This is a genomic window from Phycicoccus ginsengisoli, assembly GCF_054779295.1.
The window spans coordinates 253,720-276,161 of sequence record NZ_BAAGYN010000005.1; the positions used below are offsets into that span (position 1 = coordinate 253,720).

16 protein-coding genes and 1 tRNA gene are annotated in these 22,442 nt (G+C 70.3%); 7 read left to right on the forward strand and 10 right to left on the reverse strand.

The annotated features are described in order from the left end of the window. Nucleotides 1–35 precede the first annotated feature (35 nt). From moaC to ACYVDO_RS10550, 4 genes are read left to right on the forward strand one after another with little or no spacing between them, the layout of a single operon-like run. Nucleotides 36–467: a cyclic pyranopterin monophosphate synthase MoaC gene (moaC, locus tag ACYVDO_RS10535; RefSeq protein WP_460935772.1), complete on the forward strand. Its 432-nt coding sequence runs from the start codon at nt 36–38 to the stop codon at nt 465–467. Beyond that, nucleotides 464–961: a MogA/MoaB family molybdenum cofactor biosynthesis protein gene (locus ACYVDO_RS10540; RefSeq protein ID WP_460935524.1), complete on the forward strand. Its 498-nt coding sequence runs from the start codon at nt 464–466 to the stop codon at nt 959–961. The genes moaC and ACYVDO_RS10540 overlap by 4 nt, the downstream gene beginning before the upstream one ends. Then, nucleotides 961–1,641 carry a GNAT family N-acetyltransferase gene (locus ACYVDO_RS10545; RefSeq protein ID WP_460935526.1) on the forward strand — a complete coding sequence of 227 codons (681 nt, stop codon included), beginning with the start codon at nt 961–963 and terminating at the stop codon, nt 1,639–1,641. Before ACYVDO_RS10540 ends, ACYVDO_RS10545 begins: the two co-directional genes overlap by 1 nt. Before the next feature lie 4 nt (nt 1,642–1,645). Next, nucleotides 1,646–2,680, forward strand: coding sequence for a hypothetical protein (locus ACYVDO_RS10550; RefSeq protein ID WP_460935528.1), 1,035 nt, complete (start codon nt 1,646–1,648; stop codon nt 2,678–2,680). A gap of 32 nt (nt 2,681–2,712) precedes the next feature. Here the strand turns inward: ACYVDO_RS10550 and ACYVDO_RS10555 are convergent, their stop codons facing one another. Next, complete coding sequence (locus tag ACYVDO_RS10555; protein ID WP_460935530.1) at nt 2,713–3,153, reverse strand: DUF2231 domain-containing protein; 441 nt, start codon at nt 3,151–3,153, stop codon at nt 2,713–2,715. 172 nt (nt 3,154–3,325) lie between these two features. Here ACYVDO_RS10555 and ACYVDO_RS10560 point away from each other — a divergent pair, with 172 nt between their 5' ends. From ACYVDO_RS10560 to ACYVDO_RS10570, 3 genes are all read left to right on the forward strand, one after another. Beyond that, a complete protein-coding gene (locus tag ACYVDO_RS10560; protein ID WP_460935531.1) occupies nt 3,326–3,838 on the forward strand; it encodes a sigma-70 family RNA polymerase sigma factor in 513 nt (170 codons plus the stop codon). Beyond that, nucleotides 3,835–4,680: an anti-sigma factor family protein gene (locus tag ACYVDO_RS10565; protein WP_460935533.1), complete on the forward strand. Its 846-nt coding sequence runs from the start codon at nt 3,835–3,837 to the stop codon at nt 4,678–4,680. The genes ACYVDO_RS10560 and ACYVDO_RS10565 overlap by 4 nt, the downstream gene beginning before the upstream one ends. 126 nt (nt 4,681–4,806) lie before the next feature. Next, a tRNA-Ala gene (locus ACYVDO_RS10570) sits at nt 4,807–4,882 on the forward strand. A 332-nt stretch (nt 4,883–5,214) separates the two neighbouring features. Here the strand turns inward: ACYVDO_RS10570 and ACYVDO_RS10575 are convergent. The 9 genes from ACYVDO_RS10575 to ACYVDO_RS10615 all read right to left on the reverse strand — a co-directional run bounded on the left by ACYVDO_RS10575 (nt 5,215) and on the right by ACYVDO_RS10615 (nt 22,355). Continuing rightward, the gene (locus tag ACYVDO_RS10575) at nt 5,215–7,251 is read right to left on the reverse strand and encodes a hypothetical protein (RefSeq protein WP_460935535.1); all 2,037 of its coding nucleotides are present in this window, start codon (nt 7,249–7,251) and stop codon (nt 5,215–5,217) included. A 74-nt stretch (nt 7,252–7,325) separates the two neighbouring features. Continuing rightward, nucleotides 7,326–9,470, reverse strand: a complete 2,145-nt coding sequence (locus tag ACYVDO_RS10580; RefSeq protein ID WP_460935537.1) for a hypothetical protein — start codon at nt 9,468–9,470, stop codon at nt 7,326–7,328. 10 nt (nt 9,471–9,480) lie between these two features. After that, nucleotides 9,481–12,123, reverse strand: a complete 2,643-nt coding sequence (locus ACYVDO_RS10585; RefSeq protein WP_460935539.1) for a hypothetical protein — start codon at nt 12,121–12,123, stop codon at nt 9,481–9,483. Then, complete coding sequence (locus ACYVDO_RS10590; protein ID WP_460935541.1) at nt 12,120–13,217, reverse strand: hypothetical protein; 1,098 nt, start codon at nt 13,215–13,217, stop codon at nt 12,120–12,122. Before ACYVDO_RS10590 ends, ACYVDO_RS10585 begins: the two co-directional genes overlap by 4 nt. A 16-nt stretch (nt 13,218–13,233) precedes the next feature. Further along, entirely contained in the window at nt 13,234–15,156 is a 1,923-nt protein-coding gene (locus ACYVDO_RS10595) for a hypothetical protein (protein WP_460935543.1), read from the reverse strand. A gap of 380 nt (nt 15,157–15,536) precedes the next feature. Beyond that, on the reverse strand, nt 15,537–18,635 hold the full coding sequence (locus ACYVDO_RS10600; RefSeq protein ID WP_460935545.1) for a DUF6603 domain-containing protein: 3,099 nt from the start codon (nt 18,633–18,635) through the stop codon (nt 15,537–15,539). Nucleotides 18,636–18,713: 78 nt separating this feature from the next. After that, the gene (locus ACYVDO_RS10605) at nt 18,714–20,567 is read right to left on the reverse strand and encodes a hypothetical protein (RefSeq protein WP_460935547.1); all 1,854 of its coding nucleotides are present in this window, start codon (nt 20,565–20,567) and stop codon (nt 18,714–18,716) included. Between the two features lie 12 nt (nt 20,568–20,579). Continuing rightward, nucleotides 20,580–21,023 (reverse strand): hypothetical protein, encoded by a 444-nt coding sequence (locus tag ACYVDO_RS10610; protein ID WP_460935549.1) that lies wholly within the window; start codon nt 21,021–21,023, stop codon nt 20,580–20,582. 210 nt (nt 21,024–21,233) lie between these two features. Continuing rightward, entirely contained in the window at nt 21,234–22,355 is a 1,122-nt protein-coding gene (locus ACYVDO_RS10615) for a peptidoglycan-binding protein (protein ID WP_460935551.1), read from the reverse strand. Nucleotides 22,356–22,442: the final 87 nt, after the last annotated feature.

The following is a 22,442-nucleotide window of genomic DNA, read 5'->3' on the forward strand; positions in this document are numbered from 1 at the left end:
GGCTGACGCACGTGCGGGCCGACGGGTCCGCGCACATGGTCGACGTCTCCGCCAAGACGGTCACCGCCCGCTCGGCCAGTGCCGCCGGCCGGGTCCTCCTGTCGCCCGCAGCGGTGGCGGCGCTGCGCCACGGCGAGGTCCCCAAGGGCGACGCGCTCGCCGTGGCCCGGATCGCCGGGATCCAGGCAGCCAAGCGCACCCCGGAGCTGGTCCCGCTGGCCCACCCGATCGCGGTCCACGCCGTCGAGGTCGACCTCGCGGTCGCCGACGAGGGGGTCGACATCGTCGCCACCGTCCGCACGGCAGACCGCACCGGCATCGAGATGGAGGCTCTGACGGCGGTCTCGGTGGCCGCGCTCGCGCTCGTCGACATGGTCAAGGCCGTGGACAAGCACGCGCGGATCACCGACGTGCGGGTGACCGCCAAGTCCGGCGGCCGCTCCGGCGACTGGGTGGAGGAGCCGTGAGCGACCAGGCGGCCACGCCGCTCGGGCGCGCGCTGGTCATCACCTGCTCCACCAGGGCCGCGACCGGGGTGTACCCCGACCGCGGTGGTCCGCTGGTCGTCGAGGCCCTGCGGCGGTGGGGCTTCGAGGTCGCCGACCCCACGGTCGTCCCCGACGGCCCGGAGGTTGCGAAGGCGCTCGCCGCGGCGGTGTCGGCGCGTCCCGAGCTGGTGGTCACCACCGGCGGGACGGGCCTGTCGCCGACCGACGGCACGCCCGAGGCCACGCGTACCGTGATCCGGCGCGAGGTGCCCGGGATCGCGGAGGCGATCCGTGCCGCCGGCCTGGCGAAGGGCGTCCCGACGGCGATGCTGTCCCGGGGGATCGCCGGGCTCGCGGGGGAGTCGCTCGTCGTCAACCTCCCGGGCTCGACCGGCGGCGTGCGGGACGCGCTGGAGGTGCTGGAGCCCGTCGTCCGGCACGCCCTGTCGCAGGTCCGCGGCGGCGACCACTGATGTCCCACGCCGCCTGGCCCGTCGAGCTGCACGGCCAGACGCCCGGCGGGCGGCCGCTCGTGCTCGACGCCCTCCGGCGGCGGGACCGGCACGAGTGGGCCGAGGTCCGGTCGCGCAACCGGGAGTGGCTCGGTCCCTGGGAGGCCACGTCGCCGGAGGCCGAGCCCCAGCAGGTGTCGTTCCCCGGCCTCGTGCGGCACTACAACAGCGAGGCGCGGGCCAGCCGGATGGTGCCGTTCACGATCCGGCTCGAGGGGCGGCTCGTGGGTCAGGTGGTGCTGTTCGGGATCGCCTGGGGCTCACTGCTGTCCGCGTCGGCGGGCTACTGGGTGGACGAGCGGGTCGCCGGGTCGGGCATCGCGCCCACGGCCCTCGCCCTGGCCGGGGACCACGCCCTGCAGACCATGGGGCTGCACCGGCTCGAGGTGAACATCAGGCCGGAGAACGTCCGCAGCCTCGCAGTGGTGCGCAAGCTGGGCTTCCGCGACGAGGGCACGCGCGCGGCATACCTGCACATCTCGGGGGCCTGGCGCGACCACCGGACCTTCGCGCTGACCGCCGAGGACCTCGGGGGGCGCAGGTTGCTGGAGCGCTACCACGAGGGCTTTCACACTGATCACATCCGCCACATTGGCGACACACCGCCCCACCTCCACGGTGGGGAGCCGAGCGAGACCTAACGTCGTGTCCGTGCAGCCAGGCGGTCTCAGCAGTCTCATCTTCGTGGTCATCATCGGGGTCTGGGCTGCCTACTTCATCCAGTACTGGGTCCGTCGCCGTGAGCACCTCGCGACGGCCCGGTCGGTGGACCAGTTCTCGGAGTCGATGCGCATCCTCGAGCGGCGCGACCCCCAGCCGGCCTCCGTCCCCGCGGCCGACCGCACCGGGACTGCCGCGCGGACCTCAGCGCACGCGGCCTACGGCCAGATCCTGCTGAACCGGGCTGCGTCGGCGCGGGTCGCCACGGGCACGGCGACGGGAGCGGGCGCGGGTACGGGCGGTGCCGACCGCGATGCCGGCACGGGGCGCCAGACTCCTGCCGCCGACCGGGCACCGGTCGCGTCGGTGCGTCGCACCCGCAGCCTGGTGATGCTCGGCGCGCTGTCGACGGCCATCGTCGCCGTCCCGCTCGTGGCGCTGTCGCTGTTGCCGCTGTGGGCGCTGCTGGTGCCCCTGCTGTCCGTCGGCGGCTCGTTCACGTGGGTGCGTGGTTCGGTGCGGGCGGAGCAGCGGGCCCGGCGCGCGTCTCGTCGGCCGGTCGAGCGGCCGGTGCGCCGCGAGGACAGGGCGCCGCAGGTGGCGCGCGAGCGAGTCGTGCAGCCCCGGACGGCCCACGAGCACACGGCATCCGAGGCGGTCTCCGTCGACAGCGGTGCTGCCGTCCCGCCCCACGAGGGTGGATCCCAGGAGCCGGAGCTGCGGCCCAGCCGCCGCGCCGAGCCCTACGACGTGCAGGCCGCCGAGGCGGTCCAGCCCGCCGCCCGGGCGGCAGCCACGGCCGCGGTGGTCGAGGAGGTCGTCGTCCCGGCTCGACCGCTCGTCGACGAGGACGACATCCCGCTGACCTGGGACCCGGTGCCCGTGCCGCGGCCCACGTACACGATGAAGGCGCGCGTCACCCGACCGGCGCCGACCTCTGCCGACCTGGTCGGCGACGCCGACACCGAGTACGCCCCGGCCGAGGACGAGCTGCCCGTCCGTCGCGCCGCCAACGCCTGAGGCCGGCTCTCTCGTCGGGGGCACGGGCTCGGCTACCGCGACCCCCACACCGCCCGCGCGCCGGAGTCGCCGGTGAGGACCACGATGACGACCGTGCCGACGGCGCTGGCGACGACCGCCAGCCCGAGCAGCGCCTGCACCGCCCGCGAGGTCCGGGGGTTGCGCAGCAGGAACCACTGCAGCACGGTGGCGACGGCAAGGGCGGCCGCCCAGGGGAGCACCTGGTTGCCGTAGCTCTGGTGCTGCTGGATGAACGGCGGGTTCCCGAAGTGCCGGGCCAGGTCCCGGCCGGCCCTGGTGGTGACGGGCACGGCCAGGGCACCGACCACCGCGCCGAGGGGGACGAGGATCCCGAGCCGGCGCCGCGCCGCGGGCCACGCGCTGACGAGGATCCCTCCCACCGCGCTGAGCGGCAGGAGGACGACGACGAGGTGGACCAGCAAGGGGTGCGCGGGCAGGCCGTTGATCTCCATGCCCGGGGAACGTAGCGCGTCGGGAAACCGTTCACCCGCGGCCGGCTGAGCTGTGGTCAGCCGGCTCCCCGCGATGACACCGAGGGGCGGTGAACCCGCGAGGGCGCTGTCTCGTCCTTCCCAGCACAGTGATGTTACGGGGAGAATCGTGCTCGAGGGTGAAGGAGAGGCGGTGGAGTCGGACCAGCGGGAAGTCGTGCTGCGTGGCCTGCATGACCGCCATGCCGCGGAGCTGTGGCGCTTCGCCCTGCGGCTGACGCGGGACGCCCAGGTCGCGGAGGACGTGGTGCAGGAGGCGCTGTTGCGGGCCTGGAAGGACCCGAACCTGCTGGCGCGCAGCGAGCCCCAGTCCAGGGCGTGGCTGTTCACCGTCGTGCGGCACCTCGTGGTGGACCGGTGGCGCAGCGCGGCCTCCCGGCACGAGCTCTCCAGCGCGGACCTGAGCGACCCCGGGGAGGGCGACCGCACCGGGGAGGTACTGAATCGCTGGCTCGTCAGCGACGGCCTGGCCCGGCTCTCGGACGACCACCGCCGGGTCATCACCGCCGCGTACTACGAGGGAAGGAGCGTCGCGGAGATCGCCGCAGAGCTGCACGTCCCCGAGGGAACGGTGAAGTCGCGCCTGCACTACGGCCTGCGCAGCCTTCGCCTCGTCCTGCAGGAGAAGGGGGTGACCGGGGCATGACCGGCATCGACGCCTACCTCGACTGGGATGCCGCCTACGTCCTCGGGGCGCTCGACCCCGCCCAGCGTGTCGAGTACGAGCGGCACCTCACGGGGTGCGCGCGGTGCCAGAAGGCCGTGGCCGAGCTCGCGGGAATGCCGGGACTGCTGGCCCAGCTGCCGCCCGGCGAGGCGCTCGCCCTCGGCGAGGTGGAGGACGGCACCTGGCCGGCACCACCCCCTTCGCTCATGCCGCCGATCCTTCCTGACGCGCGCGTTGACGCCTCCCGTGGCCGGGCGGAGGAGCGCGTGGTGGGGCTCCCCGTGGGGCGGCCGGCGGGGCGCTTGGTGGGGCGCCCGGTGGAGCGGCCGGTAAGGCGGCGACCGCGCAGGCTCGCGCTGGCCCTCGCCGCCGCGGTGGTGGTCGGCGCGCTTGCCGGGTATGCCGTGTCGTCCGCCACCGGCGACCGCGCACCGGCGCCGGCCCCGGCGGCGACGGCCGGCGTCACCGGCGGAACGGACCGCGGTGAGGCGCCCGCTGCCGTCAGGCTGGCCTTCTCGCCGGTGGAACCGTCCCTCATGACCGCAGTGGTGGACGTGCTGCCAGTGGCCGCCGGGACCGAGCTGCGGGTGGAGTGCCAGTACGCCCGGGCGCCCGGTGGGTACGGCGACGAGGGGGTCGACTACGCCATCTGGGTCGTGGACCAGACCGGCAAGGCAACCGAGCTGCACGCCTGGACGGCCAAGCCGGACGTGGTGATGCACCCAGTAGGGCGTACCGGCCTGCCGGTGGGACGGATCGACGCGGTCGAGATCCGGCGGGTGACGGACGGCCGGACGGTGATGCGAGCACGCCTGACCTGACGGGTTCTGGGGACTGTGCATTGCCCCACCGGCCGGGGCAACGCACAGTGCTCCGCAGGCGTCTGCGGGACGTCGCCCCGTTTTCCCCCGGGCCCGGGGCTGGTGTTACAGTTTCGTCCGCATCAAGGGGCTGTGGCGCAGTTGGTAGCGCGTCTCGTTCGCAATGAGAAGGTCAGGGGTTCGAATCCCCTCAGCTCCACCACATCGATACCCTGTCTGACCTGCGGAAACGTCGCAGCATGGACAGGGTGTCTTGGCATCTGGCAGCCGGGCTCGCGGTTCGGAGGGGGCACACGGGAGCACAAATCGGGGGTCGCGACAGGCTTCCATCGCAGGTCCGGACGGTGTTCGTCTCACTTGAGCCTTGCACCGCACGTTGGGGCGTGCTGCCTCGCGTCGGTGTTGCCTCTCGTGCCCGATTAGCCGCCGTGCCTGCCGCGAAGAGGTCGATCGAGTGACAGTTGGGGTGAACGGACCAAGACCGGATCGCGGCGGAATGATGCGGCCGTCATCCGTGCGGGACCTGCCTCCGGCTCAGAAGGGCCGAACTGATCCCCCGTCGACAACGAACTCCGCTGGGCCGCCTTGGGACAGGACCGTCAGTTGAGTCACCGGCCCCTTTGCGGATGACGTGGTCAGCAGCTCCCACTGCCCAGTTCCGGTGGAAAGGGCTCCAGCCTTCATGGCGCCGCCGGGTCCGGCGGCGAGGCCCACCTGGCCGCGTATGACGTAGACCCACGCCTCTGCTCGAGCTGAGGCAGGGCCTGTGGCCTTGGTGGCGAAGGTCTGCGCTACGCCGCTACGCGGCTTGTTGGCTGTGACGTGGAGTTGCCAACCCTCCCCGGTGCGGCTCGCGGGCTCCAGACGGGCATCGACATGTCCGCCCTTGACGTTCACCACCTGCCAGTCCCGGCCGAGACTCGGTGACCTTCCGGATCGCGCCACCGTCGCTGCGCCCGCGGTCCGGGCGGCGAGGACCAGGGACGGGTTCAGGACGAGGTTGGGCGCGACCGCAGGGGCCCCGATGGTGTCGAATCGCAGCCCGCTGGATGCCTCACCGGTGCCGGCGCCAACGCGCCGAGCCTTCCAAACGCGGCGGCCACTGGGTGTCTGCAGGAGCCGGGCGACGCGGCTGACGCGGGTACCGGTACGTGACACTTCCTCGTCTCGCACGGCGGTGCCGGGCAGGTGGGGCAGGAGGGTGCCGGCGACGCCGTCGGAGGATACGTCGGTGGCTCCTTGGGGGAGTGCCGCGAAGGCGAGCTGAGCACCGGTGGAGACGAGGGGGTACCAGTAGTCGGGCAGGCTGGTGCCCAGCCGGTAGTAGACCTCCTCGTCGGGCGACGTGGGGTGGAACGTGGGGTCCTGTTCTGTGCGAAGAGATAGCCACCGGCGGTAGCGGTCGACGCGTGTGCCGTCCTCGTCGGTGGTGGTTGTCTCGACGAGCCAGCCGAGGTTGGCCATTTCGTCCCGGACCAAAAGGACGTCCTCCAGAGCTTGGCTCTGCAGGGGTGGAGGTGTGGCGGGCAGCAGGACCCGGGTGCCCACTGCTGCGTCGGTGGTGGCTGCCTCGGGTGTGAGTTCCCAGAGCCGGAAGCGTGCGGTTGGACCGTCCACGGCGGCGGCCGCGTTGACCGGCGTTTCTGAGCCGAAGGAGTCGGTGATGGTGAGGGACGTGACGATCGCTGCTCCGGAGGCGACCTGGAGCGGCACGACGAACCAGTCGTTGGCGTAGCTGTGGGCGAAGGCAACCAGGAGTTGTCGGCTGACGTCCTGTGCGGCCAGGACATCGAGATTGACGGTGCCGTCCTCGAGGGTCCAGTAGCCGCGCTCGGGCATGCCGGGGTAGGTCACGGGCGAGGGGCGCACGGTCGTGGCTGGTCCCGGCGCTGGGGCCACCGGGAGGGCGGCCCGGTCAAAGGCGTGCCAGTCCAGTCCCTCCCCGTCGTAGTCGGCGGCGGTGAGCGTCAGGGCGCTGCCTCCGAACTGGGTGGTGGCGGTGAAGTGATATCCCACGGTCGCGGTGTCCCACGCCGCAGGTGACGTCGAGCCTCCGACGGGACCCACTCGGGTGGTCATCCACGCGACCCAGGCACGCGCGGCCGGTTCGATGAGCGCGCGGCTCGTGCCGGCCCCCGTCAGCGATGGCAACGTGCCGGAGCTCCCTGTTGGGCCGACCGCGGCAGCCCAAGCGGTGTAGAGCGCCACTGGGTCGGGCAGCGCGGCGGCGACAGGGGCGGCGGCGTTTCCGGCAAGGACGTGACGGAGCGGGTAGGCACTGGCCAATCCGGCGCGGAACGACGCGACCGTGGCGGCGGGGACCTGGGCGTCGGCAACGCGTCGAATCAGCTCGCTGGCCAGCCGAATCCGTGCAGCAGTGTCGAGATGATCGCGGGGGACGGGTGGTTCGGCTTCCACATCCGGTTGCAGAGCAGTGCTGACGGCTCGGCCGTTCACGACGATCGGCGCCGTGACCACGGTTGCCGTGACCCGCACGGCGGAGCCACCGTCGTCGGCAACCAGCCCACCGGTCTGCAGCTGGCGGGCGAGGAACCACAGGGGGTCGCGCACCGGGGCGGTAACAGCAGCGAGCCTGTCTGCGTCTGTGTCCGCGGTCGAGAACGGCCGCAGGTCTCCTGTTGGGCTCATTGCGGGCTCGCGATCGTCACAATCGCCCCGGGCGCCAGTTCTGCGGCCACTGCGCGGTCGGCGGCGAGTGCCATCGTCGAAGTAACCGCACCGACCAGGCTGGCGAGGTCCCAGCCGCCGGGCTGGTGGTTGGGAGCCAATGAGGGCGGAACGGCGACCAGCACGGCCTGGGGTGGGTCAGCGTCGGGCTCGTCATAGTGCACTGCCACTGCGACGTCGTGTGTCGCGTTCGGAACGGTCTGGGTCCAGCTGTCCACAGCCAGGCCGATCACCTGGTCGGACACGGTTGTGGCACCGATCCGAACAACGACGAGGTCGACGGTCCCGGCGGCCGGGGCGGGGTCGACGCCAGCCCACAGGGCGTCCGCCTGACGTGGAACGTGTGTGGCCCGGATCCTGAGCGAGCCGGTTGCCCCGAGTGCCTCAGCGGTGTCGTAGGCGTCCACGAGCCGGCCGAGGGCCGGACGGACAAGGGCGTGGTCGAGTAGCCACTCCCGGACGTCGGGCGGCGCAGCGAGCCCGGACGTTCCTTCCCGCAGGTCTGCACGCATCCGTGTGTCGGCGGGCAGAGGCACCGGCAGCAGAAGTGGAACCGGGCAGCCGAGCAGCGTGGGCAGCAGGGCCCGGGCGGCGTCCACGGTCGCGTCTGTCCCTTCGGGGGAGTTCGCGAAAGGTATGGGCCCGAGCCTGCTTGCGAGGCGTTGACGGGTCGCGGTTGCGAGTGCGCGGAGTGCCTCGTCCGATGCCGTCCCGGCCGCCAGCGGCGGTGTGGCCTCGGCTAGCCCGACAGCGCTGGCTTGCAGGAGTATCCGCACGAGGTCGTCCCCCGAGAGCTGCTCGGCGTCCGCGAGATCGTCGTCGAGCGTCGTCAGTGCCTGCTGTGCGGTGTGGACTGCTGCGACGGCAGCCGCCTCGACCTCCGGGGTGGTTTGTGGCGGATCCGCGCCCGCGGCAGCGAGGTCGGATGCCCGCAGTGCCCGCAGACCGCCGGCGAGGGCCCGCGTGGCGGCGCAGGCCGCCAGCAGCGACTCCAGGGGGAGACCCCCGGTCGGGATGGTGGCAGAGGGAGCGAGCCGGACGGGGCCGGTGAGAGGAGTCCCGAGGTGTTGCTCGAGTGCCGGGCGCGCGGCCAGGGCGACACGGGCGGCCAGCTCGCCCCGGTCAGCCGCCACCCGGAGCCAGTCCACGGCGTCGAGGCCGAGTTCATCCGCGGTCAGGTTCACCGTCGCTAGGACGGATCCGGTTTCGGCGTCGAGGCCCACGGCTGTGAGGGTGACCCGGCTTGGGTCGGGGAGCAGGGTCGTGAGCCACGCCGCGTACGCCGGGTCGGCTGTCGCGGCGACGCTGGGCGTGCCCGTCCACGCTGGTGTCGGCGCGGGGCCGAGCAGGAGCACCCGGTGGCTGAGGTCGTATCCCGGCGTCGGTGTCCTGATGACGTCGAGCTCGTCGGGTACGGTGCCCGAGGCTGCGATCTCCAGGGCTGCGCCGGAGCGGACAAGGTTTCCGGCCGCCAGTTGATGGACGCCCTCGGCCGCGACGATGTCGGCGATCGCGTCGACACTGTCGTCGAGGTCGTCAAGCAGCCTGACTAGGACGGTGTGGTCGGCGTCCCCGATGACGGGCAGAGTGACCTGAGGGTCAAGCGGTTGCTCGGTCGGCGCCGCCCGGAAGGGGATCGTCGCGAGGTCCCAGGTCGCAGTGGGGGATGCGCCCCCGGCTCGGTATCGCTCGCGAAGGGCAAGCCCGTCGACCGTCGCGGACAGGGCCGCGGAGGTCGTGGCGACGGCCATCCGCACCCCTAGTGCGTCGCTGACACGTTTGGTCGCGGCCGCCTCGGCGGCCAGCGCCGTGAGAACGGCGGCGTCCGCCGTCTTGGCGTCGTTGGTCGCCTGCTGCTGCGTGGCTAGGGCTTTGGCGAGAGCGGTGTTCGCTGCCGTCAGCGCCTGGAGTGTGGGGTCCAGGGCAGCGTGGGCCAGGTTCGCGGGGCTGCCAGGCACATCGAGCCGGAGGCTGGCGGCGATGGCGGCGGCGTTGGCGGTGTGCCGGGCGACATCGGCCCGCGCTTTCGCCACGGCGGCGGTCCAAGCCGCCACAGCGGCCGTGTCGACCGGGTCGGGAACGACGACGTTGTCGGGAAGCATAATGATCCCCTCAGGGCACGAGAACGGTCTTGGTGCGGGTGGTGGTGGCGGGCGGTCGCGCAAGCAGTGCGTTCAGCGTGTTCTGTGCGTCCTGAGCCAGTGCCAGCTCGCTGTTGCGCAGGTCTACCTGTGCTTGGAACGGCGCCCAAGCCGATGTGGCTGCGTCGCGCTGCGTCTGCGCGCGCTGGGCCGCGGCCTGAGCGTCCGCGAGCGGCCCAGCGGCCTCGGCAGCGACCGCCTCCGCGACGGCGGCATTGGCGCGTGCCTGGGCCACGGTGTCGGCGGCGGCGCGACGGGCCGCCTCGAGCGACTCCAGCTCGGAGCCCGTCCTGAAGCGGGTGAGCTTTCGGAACGCCGCGAGGTAGCGCTGGAGTCCGGCATCGACGAGCCCTCGCTCGAACTGTTGGCCCAGGACGGCGGCCAGCGGTTGACCTTCGCGGACGGCGCCGAGGATCCAGCGTGCGCGGCGGATCCGGCGTGAGGAGAGGTCCACGGCCATGGGCAGCCGTGCCTCGGTCGCGGCATCCAGTGGCGCGAGGGTGCTCAGGCCTGCTCGTGCCGCGGCCGCGGCGGCGTGGTCCCGGCGGTCGATGGCGTCCGCGAGCCGGGCGGCCCAGGCGGCGCGGCGCTGGCCGAGGTAACCCGAGCGAAGCACCGCCGCCGTGGCTGCGTGACCGAGGGACGGCGCGAGAATGTGCCCGAACGACCGCGGCCGGCCTGTTGGACGGGGGGCGACGTCGGTGAGATAGCCGTAGGCACCGATCACGGGTGGGCCGGTGACATTGTGTGACCGTCGGTGTGCTGCCGCTGCGGTGACCCAGCAGTCGACGCGGTGCGACAGGGCGTCGAGATGCTCCCCGAGGGCGACCGCGATCTCTTGGCGGCCTGCGTCGTCCGCCGCGGCGGACGCCAAGGTGGCGAGGGCGGTGGCAGCACCAGGTGCCGTAGCCGCGGCAGCCGCGAGGGAACCAAGTACAGAGGTGCCCGCGGACGAGAGCACGTCGGGCGTACGGATCCCTTGCGCCAACTGGTCCAGGTAGGTGGCCGGGGACTGGGGCCCGGCGGCGGGTCCCACCACGGCGTCGAGGCCGCTCCACATGCCTGAGCTGGAGGCCCATCGGACGGACGACGCGCCCTCGACGAGGATCAGGGGGATGAGCGAGTCGTCGTCCCGGGTCGCCCGACGAGGCGCAGTCGCGGCGGTCGGTGGCGCGGCAGGGTCGACGTCGAGGGGAGCCAGATGACCGCTTGCGGCGTCCTGGAGGGCTCCCGCGAAGACCGTGTCGACGGCGTCGGCAACCAGCCATCGGCCGGTCTCGACGGTGGCGAGCAGCCCGTAGGGCTGCTTGCCGACCCGCAGCGCCGGCGCTGCCCCGGCGGGGTTCATGCTGGGCACGGACCCGGAGGCAACCCCGTAGCGACGGGTCAGCGTGCCGGTGGCAGCCGATCGAACGAGCACCGACACTGCGTCCGTCACGGTGCCGCGGACCCCTGCGGCGCCCGGGATGATGGCCATCCGCGCAGCGGGTATGCCGAGCAAGGCCGCCGCTTGTTGCCCAGCAGATGTCGAGGTGAGGGACGGTGGCGGCGAGGCGACCAGGGACTTGAGCATGGCGGCGTCCCGGTCGGCGTTGCGGATGGTGCGTCCGGCGACGCTGTTGTTGGTCGGGACTCCTTCGGGAAGCAGTTCGATACCGGCGCCGTAGACGTGATGCTCGAGCAGGTCGGCCAGGTCTGCGGGAGTGGAGCCGCTACGCAGCCCCACGACGATCAGCTCGTCGATAACCGGGGCGGAGGTGGGCAGAGGGATGCGGATCGCGAGCCCGGTCGCTGCCGCCGTGTCTAGGTCGGTCATCCATGTCGCGGTGTCGGCGGAGGCGAGCAGTGGAACCTCCACCGTCGGTGGGATTGGCTGACCCCAGGTGATGAACGTGGGGCTGGTGGATGAGACGTTGACGGGCTCGCCTTGCGCGAGCAGGACGACCGCGAACCGGTCGGGCAGGAGGCGCACGGTCACGGCGGTGTCGAGGTCGTCGCGCTCTGTGACCGGAATGGTGGCTGCCGGGTCGGTGGCGCGCACTATCCACGCAGCCCGTTGCGGCGTGACCCGGCGAGTCAGGTCGGCCCACGCCTGGTCCGCCTGGGTGTCTCCGGGGCGGTTGCGGGTGGCCCAGTAGGCCTGCCCGAGGGTCTGTTCCATCGGGGAGAGCCGCGGGTCGTGCCGGTCGAGGTTGAGCTCGCTGGGCAGGATCCGCACGCAGAGGGTTTGTCCAGCCCAGGCGGTCTGCACCCTCACGGGTAGGAGCAGCGCCGGTGACGACAGTGGCGCGGGTCCGACCAGGCGGCTGGTCGCCGTGTCGCGTGCGGCGGAGTGGTCGGCGAGTTGCCCGTCAAGGTCGGCCAGTTGGGCGTTCAAGGTCGAGATCGTGCTGTTGGCGGCGGCATACGCGCCCGCTCGGTTGCTCATATCGGCCAGAACCGAGGCGAGTTGTTGGTGCCACGCGTTCAGCTGGGCCGCCTTCGCGGCGGCCGCGTTGGATGCCGCGAGGGCGGCGTTCTGGGCGTTGGTGGCGTTGGTGACGCGCGTCTTCCAGGCGCGGTACTGGATGAGCCAGGAGGTGGGGTCGTCGCCATTGGGGTCGTAGGACTTCACGGTGCGTCCGCCAAGACCTGGGTGACGGTGTCCTGAGCTGCCTGTAGAGCGGAGGCCTTGGCGTCACGGTCACGGTTGGCGGCGTCCACTGTCGCCTCGAACCGGGCGAGCACGGTCTGTACCTGGGTGGTCAAGCTCGCGAGATCGTCCACGCGAGGGTTGGCGGCTGCCTGTGCGGTGGCCGAGCCCACCACGGCGTCGAGCAATGCCGCGACCGCGGGCGGGTCGGTATACGTCGTGTCCGACCATCCGTGCAGGGCGTCTGCGAGGGTCTTCAGGGCGGCAATGGAGCCGTCGTGGTCCGTCAGCAGGCGGGCGCGCGTCTGGGAGGCACTGTGCCGGCTGGTCCGTACCGACTTGCGCAGCGTGCGCAGCTGCGACACCGCGGCCTGTTCTTCGTCGGCCATCGCGCTGACCGTGGTTCGGTCCAGGGGAGTGGCGGTGAGTCGCGCAGCTCGCGCGTCCAGTGTGGCCAGAGAGGCTTGGGCTGCGGTCACAGCAGCAGTGGCTGCTGCCTCGGCGCTCTGCGTCGCGGTCACGGACTGGTTGGCCGCTGCGAGCTCTTGCGTCCGAGCCGTCACGGAGTTCTGTGCGGAAGAGACCTGGGCGTTGGCGCTGTTCACCGTGGCCTGGGCGTTGGTTACGGCGGTGGTGGCCGCGGCCAAGTCGGAGTTCGCTGCGTCGCGCGCTGCCTTCAGCACGTTGTACTGCTTGAGCCATGCGGCATATCGGGGGTTAGGGCGCGGGTATCCGCCCCCCGGCAAGATCGTGGCGCGGTCGTCGCGGCGGCCCGCCAGGGCGTCACCGCCGAGGTATTGGTCGGGCTCCTGCTCCTCCCAAGCGCTCAGGGCCGCCTGCGCGTTCGCCGCTGCCTGCGCCTTTTGCCCCTGTGCGGCTTGCGCGGCCGACAGCTGGCTCCGAGCGGACGTGACAGCGGCGCGTGCGGCGTTGAGGGTGTTGTTGGCCGCGGCCAGGTTGCTGGCCGCCGTTGCCACCGTTCCCTGAGCGGCCAGAACGGCCTGGTGTGCGGCGGCCTGGGCTTGCTGTTTTCCGGCGAGCGCGGCCTGCAGCTGGGAGCGCAGATAGTCGTACACCGCTTCCTCCTGGTGGTCAGGCGTCCGTGGGCGTGAGCCACATGGACGCGGGAATGCGGACGCGGACCGGGGCGCGGGTCAGGGCCGCCGCCATCGACGAACTGTCGGCGGCCCAGTGCACGACTGTGGCGGTGCCGTCGACGGACATACCGGTGGGCCGCCCCACCCCGGCAAGGGGGCCGTCGACGCGGACATGGTTTGCGCCGGACACCTGAGGGTTGCCCCAGTCCAGGTCCTGCCATGTCTTGAGCACGGCTGTCGTGCCGTCTGTGGGCGCGTCATCCAGCCCGAACCGGGTGTGTAGGACCGACTCCTGCAGAACCACGGACCACACCTGGCCGGGCGTAGCGGGGTGCATGATCTGGTCGGCGTTCATGGGAAACCCGACCAGGGTGGTGTCCGACCCGGCATACGCCTCGATGGTCGGCAGAACCACGGTCTCGGGTCCGTCGCCCACCTGCCCGGAGAGGTACACGATCGTCGTGGGGAAGCGTCGCAGGAGGCCGCCCCGGATCACCATGACGACATTGCCGGCGCCTGACTGGTGGCTGCCGAGGCCGCTCGAGGGGTCCCATGTCGCCATCGGGGGCATGGACGTGACCTCTCCGGTCACCGCCGGCCAGAACGTGGAGAACATGGTTCCGGACGGGTCGAGCGGGTACCGGCGCCACTGGAGCTCTCTGGCCATCGCGTGGTTCAGTCCCACAAGGAACGCCTCGACGAAGGCAGGATTCGTGCGCATAAGTACGACAGAGTCGTCCGGCAGGTCCTGCATCCCAGGCATGAGCCACTCCGGGGCGCTGGACAGCAACGCCTGCAAGCCAGTGTCGTCGAACGTGGGGCAGAACGTGGTCGGCGCGGGGGATTCGGGAGCGACGGCGGCTCGGACGGGCCCCATCTGGCGCAGGGGACTCGTCGCACCGAAACCGAGCCGTGCGAGGGAGCCGCCCGGGCGAAGCATCCGGGCCGTTACCGTGCCGGCCGCTCCCGCCAGGGAGGCGACGGATGCACTGGCTGCACTGGGTGCAGTGAGTGCGCGGGTTGCCGCCATGGCTGCGGTCACTGTGGTGGGGTGCCGCTCGGCGAGGGCGCCCACAACCGCCGACGCCATGTCGCCGGCGGTTGCTGCTGCGGCGGAGACCTCAGAGTCGGCGAGTTGTTGCCAGGCGCGGTCGCACAGGTTCTCTTGGTCCACGGCCGCCGCCCAGGCGCCGAGACCGGCGGCGAACCGGCGGCGCGCGTCGGTGTTGAGTTCGCTGAACCAACCTCTTGTGCCGGCGACGACCGACGTCGCCCCGGAGGCGTGGTCTTGGCCGTACAAGGGAGGCCGAAGCTCCGTGACTGCGCCGGCACCGCTGATGGCGGCGGCGAGGGAGGCGGCGAACGTCGCGTCGGCCGGTGGGTCAGAGGTGACCCCGGACAGTGGGCGAAGTGCCCCCTGAACAAGGACGGTGCTACCCGTCGCTGCCGTGGCCCCCCACCCCGCGGCGTCGATACGCAGGCGACGGCCGTTCGCGGAGTCGGGGGCGGGCCTCGGCCTCAGCCGGCGGGCCAAGGTCTCGAACGAGCCGGCGTCACCGGTCGTGAACGACCAGTGGTAGTACAGGGGAACGGTGACCTCGCCGGTACCGGACCATGCCGGGCCGAGGGGGGAAGCTTGGGCCGCGAGCGGTATGCCGTATGCCGTCAGCCCGGCGGCATACGTGGGGGCGATCCCGGCCACGTAGGTCTTGTCGGACTCCAGGTGGATCGGGCACACCAGGCGCGCGAACGCCTGCCCTGGACCGAGCACGGCGTCGGGGTCGTCGGCGGGGTCTCCGGCGATCTGCACGTGAGCCCACGCCCAGGCCTCGGCAATGTCGGGCAGGTACGAGGCGTCGCACGTGAGGGTGCTGTGACCGTCGACGTCCGGTGTCAGCGTTGCGATGTCTGACCGCACGACCACTAGGGCGATCCACGGTTGGAGCCGCCTTTGCGGGACGACTGCCCCGGTGGTGCTCTCGGGATCCTTCAGCTCCGCGTCCAGAGGGCCCAGGGGTGTGAAGCGCCATGGAAGGTCGGCGTGGCGGAGCTCGACGTACGGAAACTCCGAGGGCGGGAAGGTCGCGGCGCCCTGGGCGGGCTCGCAACGGACCACCTCGGTTGGGTCGAGACCCGCGACGTCTCCCGGGCCGAGCAAGTCCACCGGGATGTCGGAGACGTGTCCGGCGTCGAGGCGAATGCTCGCGGGAAGGTGGGCGCGAGAGCCGGTGGCCGGGGTCCCCGTGACGGCGCTTGCCAGGCCGGCGCGGTGCCAGGACAGAAATGTGCGGGCGGTGCTCACTGGCCACCTCCGGTCGAGCTGCCTGCCACCGCCGGCGCGGGACGGCCCAGGGTTGCTGGGATGTCGAAGCTGGTCAGGTCGAGGGTGTCGACGACAGCCGGGAACGACAGCCCCGGCCCGCTGCTGGCCGCGGCAGCAGGCGCGAGCATGACGCCGCTGTCAAAGCTCTCGAAGGACGGCGCGGACAGCCGCTGTTCGGCCGGGACGTCGGTGAACTGAGCACGGGCGAAGAGGTCGGTCACTGGTGTGGCGTTTGTGCCGTCAGCGGCGAGGACCGACAGGTTGTGGGTCGCCGGGCCTTGCTTGGTGAGGTGCGCGCCGACATGGGTGACCGCGACGCCCAACGGCGCGACCTTCTGACGAACCGAGACAACGGCCAAGGGATGCGCCAGCACCCTGTCCGCGTCCGATCCGGCCGCCGCGATGACGACGCCTGGCACAGCGTCGGGAGGTAGGACCGCCTGCCAGGAGGCAGGAGCGGAGATTGCCTGCCAGATCAGGTCTGTGACGTCTACCGCATCGACGGCGGCTGCCGCGGTGCTCGACTGACCCAGGGTCAGGTCGACGTGCACCGAGACAGAGATGAAGAGGATGTGGAACTCGGCCGTCCCCGTCAGATGCCATGGCGCAGGACCCGTCACCGAGAGAGCGAGGCTCAGGGACAGGATCGTGGCGCCGCCGGCGGTGATCTTCACCCAAGCGGCAACGTCGACCTCGAGATGGAACGGGGACCACTGGACCAGGGTGTCGAAGCTGCCGCCGCCCTCCACCCCGAAACCGCCAACCTCGAGCTTGACCATCGCTCGGGCACCCAGTTGCAGCGTGTTCGAGGTGATGGCCAGGTACGCCTCGAAGCGCACCAGCGGGTTGGTGCTGTTGGTGAGTTGCAACGCGAGACGGTTCAGGGGTCGAAGTCCAGGTGGCGGGGTGAACCTGGGGTGGAAGCCGCCCACGGACAGCAGGAAGCCCGGCTGGGTACCCCAGTCCAGCCGTAGTGCCATGTCGCCGGTCAGGGTGAAGGAGAGGATGCGGGAGTCGTGCAGCGAAGCGTCTAGGGCGAGTTGTCCCTTGGCGAGGTCGAGGACGCCGATCGCGTCGACGTGGATCTCGACGACGGGCGCCTCGGGTTTGGGCAGCGTGACGGAGAGGGCGGCGAGGACCACGGCGCGGATCGGCATGGGGAGATCGAGCAGCAACGCCAGCCGCAGGTGCACGATTGCCGGTGTACCCCAGGAGATCTCGGCCAGCGGGCCGACGACGAGTCGATCTCTTGCGATGGGGAACACCTTGTCCAGGGTGGTTAGGACGCGGTCGGCGTTCTTCACCGGGTCCTTGACGAACAGCACCGAGTCGAGGATGCCGTCCCTGAGGCCACCGCGGACGGCGTCTGCGTCGACGGTCCGGTTCAGGGCGATCAGGCCACCAATGCCGGTGAGGCTGAAACCCATGCCCAGTTGGATCGGGGTGAAACCCTGCGCGGTGATAAGGATCAGGAGAGCGAACCCCTCCGAGCCGTCGGGCATCTTCGTGGTGATGATCGCGATCGCCTTGACGGAAACGGTCTTCAGGATCGTGAGTTCGAAGACGCCCGCGTACCGGCCGGCCTCAGGGTCGAAGCGCAAGAAGCCCCCGCCATTGACCGCCTCAGAGCTGATGCTCAGTCCGACCCCAGTAGGCGGCTGCGGGGCGAGGTCGAGCTGACCTATGCCTACATTGCGGTCGGCGCCACCGAGGAGCAGATCGCCGCGCAGGCCGAGCCCGGTCACCGCTGCGGTAAACGGACCGAGCTGCAGGACGAACGATGTGGCCGTGGTGAGACGGATAGCAGCTGGCTGACCGGAGCCGGCGTCTGCGGCGCCTTGCAAGGCGAGCGACAGGCCAGTGATCTCCACGGGGCCAATTCGGGTAGCCGCGTCCAGCTCGAGGCGCAGGCCGGTGCTGCCCTTGAAGTGAAGACCGTGACGGTGGCTCCAACCCACACCCATCGAGAACGACAGGGTGAGTCCCTCCACGGGCAGGGCGGCGGCAAGGAAGCCGTCTCGCGCCGACGGTCGGATGACGATCCGCCAGTCTGTGCCGTCGAGGTCCACTCCGGCGTCAGGCGGATCGGCGCTGGCCCGGAAGGACAGCGCGAGCGTTCCCACTTCGAGCCGGGTCCCTAGCGTTTCTCCGAGAAGGGTTCGCAGCGCGCCGGCCGGTACGGCACGCTCGATTGCCAGGCGAGCGGTGAGCTTTAGCGGGCGCAGGGTCCCGTCCAAGGCTCCGATGGTCGGGCCGTCCGGCGCGATGACGACGCCGTAGGGGCTGTCGAGCTCCCCGGATGCTTCAACAATCAGGGACCACAGGTCGCCGAGCGGGATGGCCGTGCTGACCAGCCCGGCACCGTACGGGACGATGGCTAGACCATCGGGACGTCCGCTCGGTTCGTGTGGGACTAGGAGTAGTCCGACCTCGACCGCCGCTTCGTCCGCGGGTGCCATCGCGGCGAGGGCGAGGCGGAGGGCGGGAGTCGCGCCACTGTCCGTGAGCCCAAGCTGTGCCTGCAAGTCCTCATCGGGGTCATTCGTCAGGGTCAAGAAGCCGACCGCTAGCAGCAGCTGCTTGAGGTGGTCCAGAAGGAGCGGGAAGTCCAAGTTTTCCCCGCCCCATCCATAGGCCTGCGCGAGCAGACTGTTGGGCTCCGTGAGAAGAAGGGGCAGCCGTCGTGGATCCAGGCGAGGAGGGGGCCCGGCGACGCCCGAATGAGGTTCGAGCATCAGGCCTGCTGCACGCAGGAATGCGTACAGGGCAGGGCGACGGTGGTGCAGGTGCTCGGTCAGCAGATGCGCGATGAGCCGCTCGGCGGCGGTTCCCAGGTCTGGATGTTGGCCGCCCCCATCGAGCCGGCTGATCAGGTCGAAGACGCCGGACAGGGCCTTGCTGAGGGCAACGACATCCGGCGTGCCGGAAGCGAGCGCTGACGCTGCTGCCGTGGCCACTTGGAGTTCGGCGCACAGGTCGGTCATCTGGTCGGTTGTCAGACCGAGCAGGTCTGCGCCCACGTCGGCGTCACGCAGGAGCGCAAGCAGCCCGCTCGGAACCGGGGGTGAGGTCACGGCTTGGCCCAAGGGGTCCAGCGTCGATGCCACTTCGCGCAGAACGAGTTCAAGAGTTCCCGGTGGGTCCGTCATCGGTCAACTCACCTTCGTGCGGATGCGGGTCGTGAGGGGGAAGCTCCATTCCGGACCCTCGGGGCCCGACAGAAGCCCTTGCGTCAGCCCGGGATCGAAACCGCCCGTGAGCGTGAGCTCGAGCTCGACCCAGTGGCCCTTCATGTCGAAGGCGGGATCGGTCTCCTGGCTCCAGTCCATGGGCCCAAACTGGGCCAGCCACTGCGTGACCACAACGTCCGGGCCCGCACCGCTGGTGGAGGGGATTACACCGTCGCGACTGACCTCTGCCGCCGTGCCGTGGTAGATCAGCTTCTGCGGGTACTCGTGCTCGATGGCGCCCAACTCGTCGATCCTCCAAAGCGTCAACGAGGCATCGGCGGGGACTGGCCACGGAGGCTGGCACGTCAGCGTGACGATGTTGCTGCCGTCGGCGCTGCGAGATGTTGCCAGCTCGATCGGGTACAGCATGGACAGCCAGTACGAGACCTGCCGCCCGAGGTCGGGTGTCCCGCCAAGAGTCTTCGTCCGGTACAGCGGCGTGTCGGGAGACTGCTCGGGATCGAGACTGTCCCAGCGGTTGCCAAACCAGCCGTTCTGCAGCCACTGCTCGAAGGGAGTGTCGACGGTGGTCGTGGCGATAATCGTTCCGATCAGGATGAGCGCAAGCGCCCCTAATGCGACCACTTGGAGTCCGGGGATCACAGCAGCGCTGATCGCGACAATCTCCAGCTCGGACAGGGAGACAGCCGTGGCAACTATCGCCGAGGCGCCTAGTCCCACTCCGGCCATGGTGTTACCCGCGGCGACGCTCAGGTCACCATGCACGTACGACTCCCGGGCCTCGTAAACCGCCTGCACCGCCATGCCTGCGTCGTAGACGGCATTGGCGATGCTGAGCCCAGCCGACACGGGCTTGCTCAGAGTGAGCAGGTACGACTCGCCCTTGAAGGCCTTGCTGACGGAGCTGACGCTGGAGACGAGGCTGCCGAGGGCTCGCGCTAGAGCCGCGTTCTTGGAGAAGCTGGGGTCGCTCCAGGCAGCCCTGCTGGCGACCGAGAAGTTGATGACATCGAATAGCAGTTGCACCGAGCCCATCCCCTTCGCGTGGAGCCACCACGGGGCGCGGTCCGCCACCAGTTGCCGCGCCTTCACCAGGGTGTCCTCAAGCTTTGCGCCAGGGGACACGACGATCTCGCCGTCGGGGAAGTAGCGGCCCAGGTAGTCCATGACGATCCTGCTGAAGCCAGTGTCGGTAGTGTCCTTCACGACAGCGGGGATGATCTTGAGCGCTACGTGGGCCCACGCTCGGGCTGCTCGACGGCTGGCAGCCGTAGCCCCTTTAAGGTCGAGCTTGCTGTTGATCAGATGGTCGGGGTGGATGACCGGCAGAGGGCTCTGGTCCATGCAGATGCTGCGGCGCATGAAGAGCATGCCCACGTTGCAGCTCGACAGGCTGGTCATGATCTCGGCTATGTACTCGAGCCGTTGAAGCTCGGGCATGGCCAGCACCTCGAGCCGCAACTCCGTGCTGTCGAGGGCATCGCAAAGTGCGAGACCTGCCTGCTCGACAGGATGCCGCACCGCCTCTATCTGGGCGGCGAAGAGGCTCATCTTCGTCTGGTCGAGGACGTCGTTCATCTGCGCCACAGTGGGAATGGCCGTGGCGGGGACATCGGCCCAGATCCCACTGGACTCTCGACGATCGCGAGACTCCGTGATGATGCGGTAGAGCAGGAGCTGATCCGCATTGCAGGGGCTCCCCGCCTCGAGCCACACATGCCAGTCATCCACGGCCTTGGCGAAGGCCTGTTGCGCCTGGAGGGCGCGCGTCAGGCCGGTGGGGGAGACCGGAAAGCAGGCGCTCCTAGTGGACAAGGTGGCCTCCCATCATGTCTCCACGCTGTAGGCCACGAGACCAATCACGTGCGTCCCGTTCCCGTTGCCGACGAGGTATCGTCGGGTGCGGTGGAAGGTGCTGAGGCGCTCCAGTGGTGGGATCGCTGCGGCAAGGTGCAGCCGCCCGTGCAAGCCCGCGTGCATCAGTTTGGTGAGGACCGCGTACGCCTCACACTCGGCCCTCGCGGCGTCGTCGATTGGAGCCGGCTCTGGCCTTGCTTGCGCGGTCAGCCACTCTTCGGCCGCCTGGAAGTCGACGCTCCAGCCTCTGGGCACACGGGCGGCGACGGTGAACGCCGCAGCATCCAACGTGCGACCGGCTAGCGGTGCCGCGAAGGGCCGATAGGGCGCGTCGCCTTCACTCCCCGGGTAGAGGTGACCGCGCATCAGGGCAGCCAGTGATCGGGCGAAGGACTTTGCCGTTGCGTCGATCATGCTCGGAACCCCTCCCTGCGGGCGATCCGTTCTGACAGCGTTCTGCTCGTACCCCTGATGCGTCTTCGTTCCCGTTTACGCGCGTTGCGAGACGTTATAGGCCCGCGTAAAGCACCCTGTCCGCCGTTTGACGTAGAAAAGGCCAACTTGACCGTTTCTTTACGATCGCGGCCGAAGTGCGGATGGCTGTCAGGTGATTGGGGATGGCCGCTAGGTGATGGACGCCGTCCAGATCGCCCTCCAGGTCTGAGGGCCGACCACCCCGTCCACCTGGAGGTGCTTCTCACGCTGGAAGGCGCGAACCACTTCGTCGGTGCCCGGCCCGAACACGCCATCGAGGGTGAGCTTCCACCCACGAGCGATGAGTCGCTGCTGCAGTGTCCGCACGGCACTTCCGGAACTGCCCCTGCGCAGCGGCCCCGGAAAGGCGGGAACCTGCACGTCCGTGCCGCCGGGGTTCAGCAATGCGTGCCAGGTCGCTGGGCCCACGACGCCGTCGACACTGAGGCGGTGCGCGCGCTGGAAGCCCATGACCGCGTTCTTCGTGATCGCTCCGAACTGTCCGTCGGGGGTGATCTTCAGAAGCCGTTGCAGCGCCTTCACGTCGTCGCCCGCATCCAGGACCTGGAGGGAGCGCCGACCGGGCGGCCCGTCGTGGAGGTACGTCCTAAACACGTCTTCCGGCACGCGGGGGCCCGGGATCGTGCCCCCGTATGCCGGGTAGCCGTACCCGACGATGAACGCGGTATTTCGGTCGTGGAACCAGACGCCGTCGGTGTGTCCCTGGATGGACGAGTTGCCTTCGATGGTGCGCACGAGGCCACTGGCGCGGCCCTCTACCACGAGCCCAACGTGGTCGATGGCCTGGATGCTCTTGGTGCCGCTCCAGTCGAAGAACACGACGGCGCCTGGTCGTGGCTCGTGCCCAAACCTGCCCTGGCTGTTCCACCAGGTCGCGCACGCCGGCGTGTAGGCGTACCTGCCGAGGAGGTCGTAGTCACCCGTGACCTCGTGGCCGATCTGAGAGACAAAGATGTTGCACCAGGCAACGCCGTTCATGCCATATGCCGCCCCGAACGGTTGTCGGTTACTGCCCACGGGGTCCTCGACGGTGCCCAAGTGGTGAGCCGCCGCCGCCAGCACCTGTGCAGGCGTCACCCCTGTGAGCCGACGCCGCCCGATGGGGGAGGGCACGCTGACCTGGCTCTGATCTTGGATGTCCCCGTCGCCGGGTTTCGGACCGTTGTCGGTCTCCTGGGGAACGACATCCGCTGTGCCAGTCTCGGATCCGATGTCCGCCTGGATGGAACCGGTGTCCCGTGTGTCGTCCATGGCAACCCTCCTGCACTGCGCAACCGACAACGCCTCATCGTGACAGGCTCATTGGCACTTGTCGGGCGGTTCAGGCAAATGGCCTGG

Excerpts from the sequence above, each read along its gene's own strand:
- ACYVDO_RS10610 (WP_460935549.1), bottom strand. The coding sequence starts at position 21,023 with ATGATCGACGCAACGGCAAAGTCCTTCGCCCGATCACTGGCTGCCCTG.
- ACYVDO_RS10555 (WP_460935530.1), bottom strand. The coding sequence starts at position 3,153 with ATGGAGATCAACGGCCTGCCCGCGCACCCCTTGCTGGTCCACCTCGTC.
- moaC (WP_460935772.1), top strand. The coding sequence starts at position 36 with ATGGTCGACGTCTCCGCCAAGACGGTCACCGCCCGCTCGGCCAGTGCC.
- ACYVDO_RS10580 (WP_460935537.1), bottom strand. The coding sequence starts at position 9,470 with ATGCTTCCCGACAACGTCGTCGTTCCCGACCCGGTCGACACGGCCGCT.
- ACYVDO_RS10615 (WP_460935551.1), bottom strand. The coding sequence starts at position 22,355 with ATGGACGACACACGGGACACCGGTTCCATCCAGGCGGACATCGGATCC.
- ACYVDO_RS10565 (WP_460935533.1), top strand. The coding sequence starts at position 3,835 with ATGACCGGCATCGACGCCTACCTCGACTGGGATGCCGCCTACGTCCTC.
- ACYVDO_RS10545 (WP_460935526.1), top strand. The coding sequence starts at position 961 with ATGTCCCACGCCGCCTGGCCCGTCGAGCTGCACGGCCAGACGCCCGGC.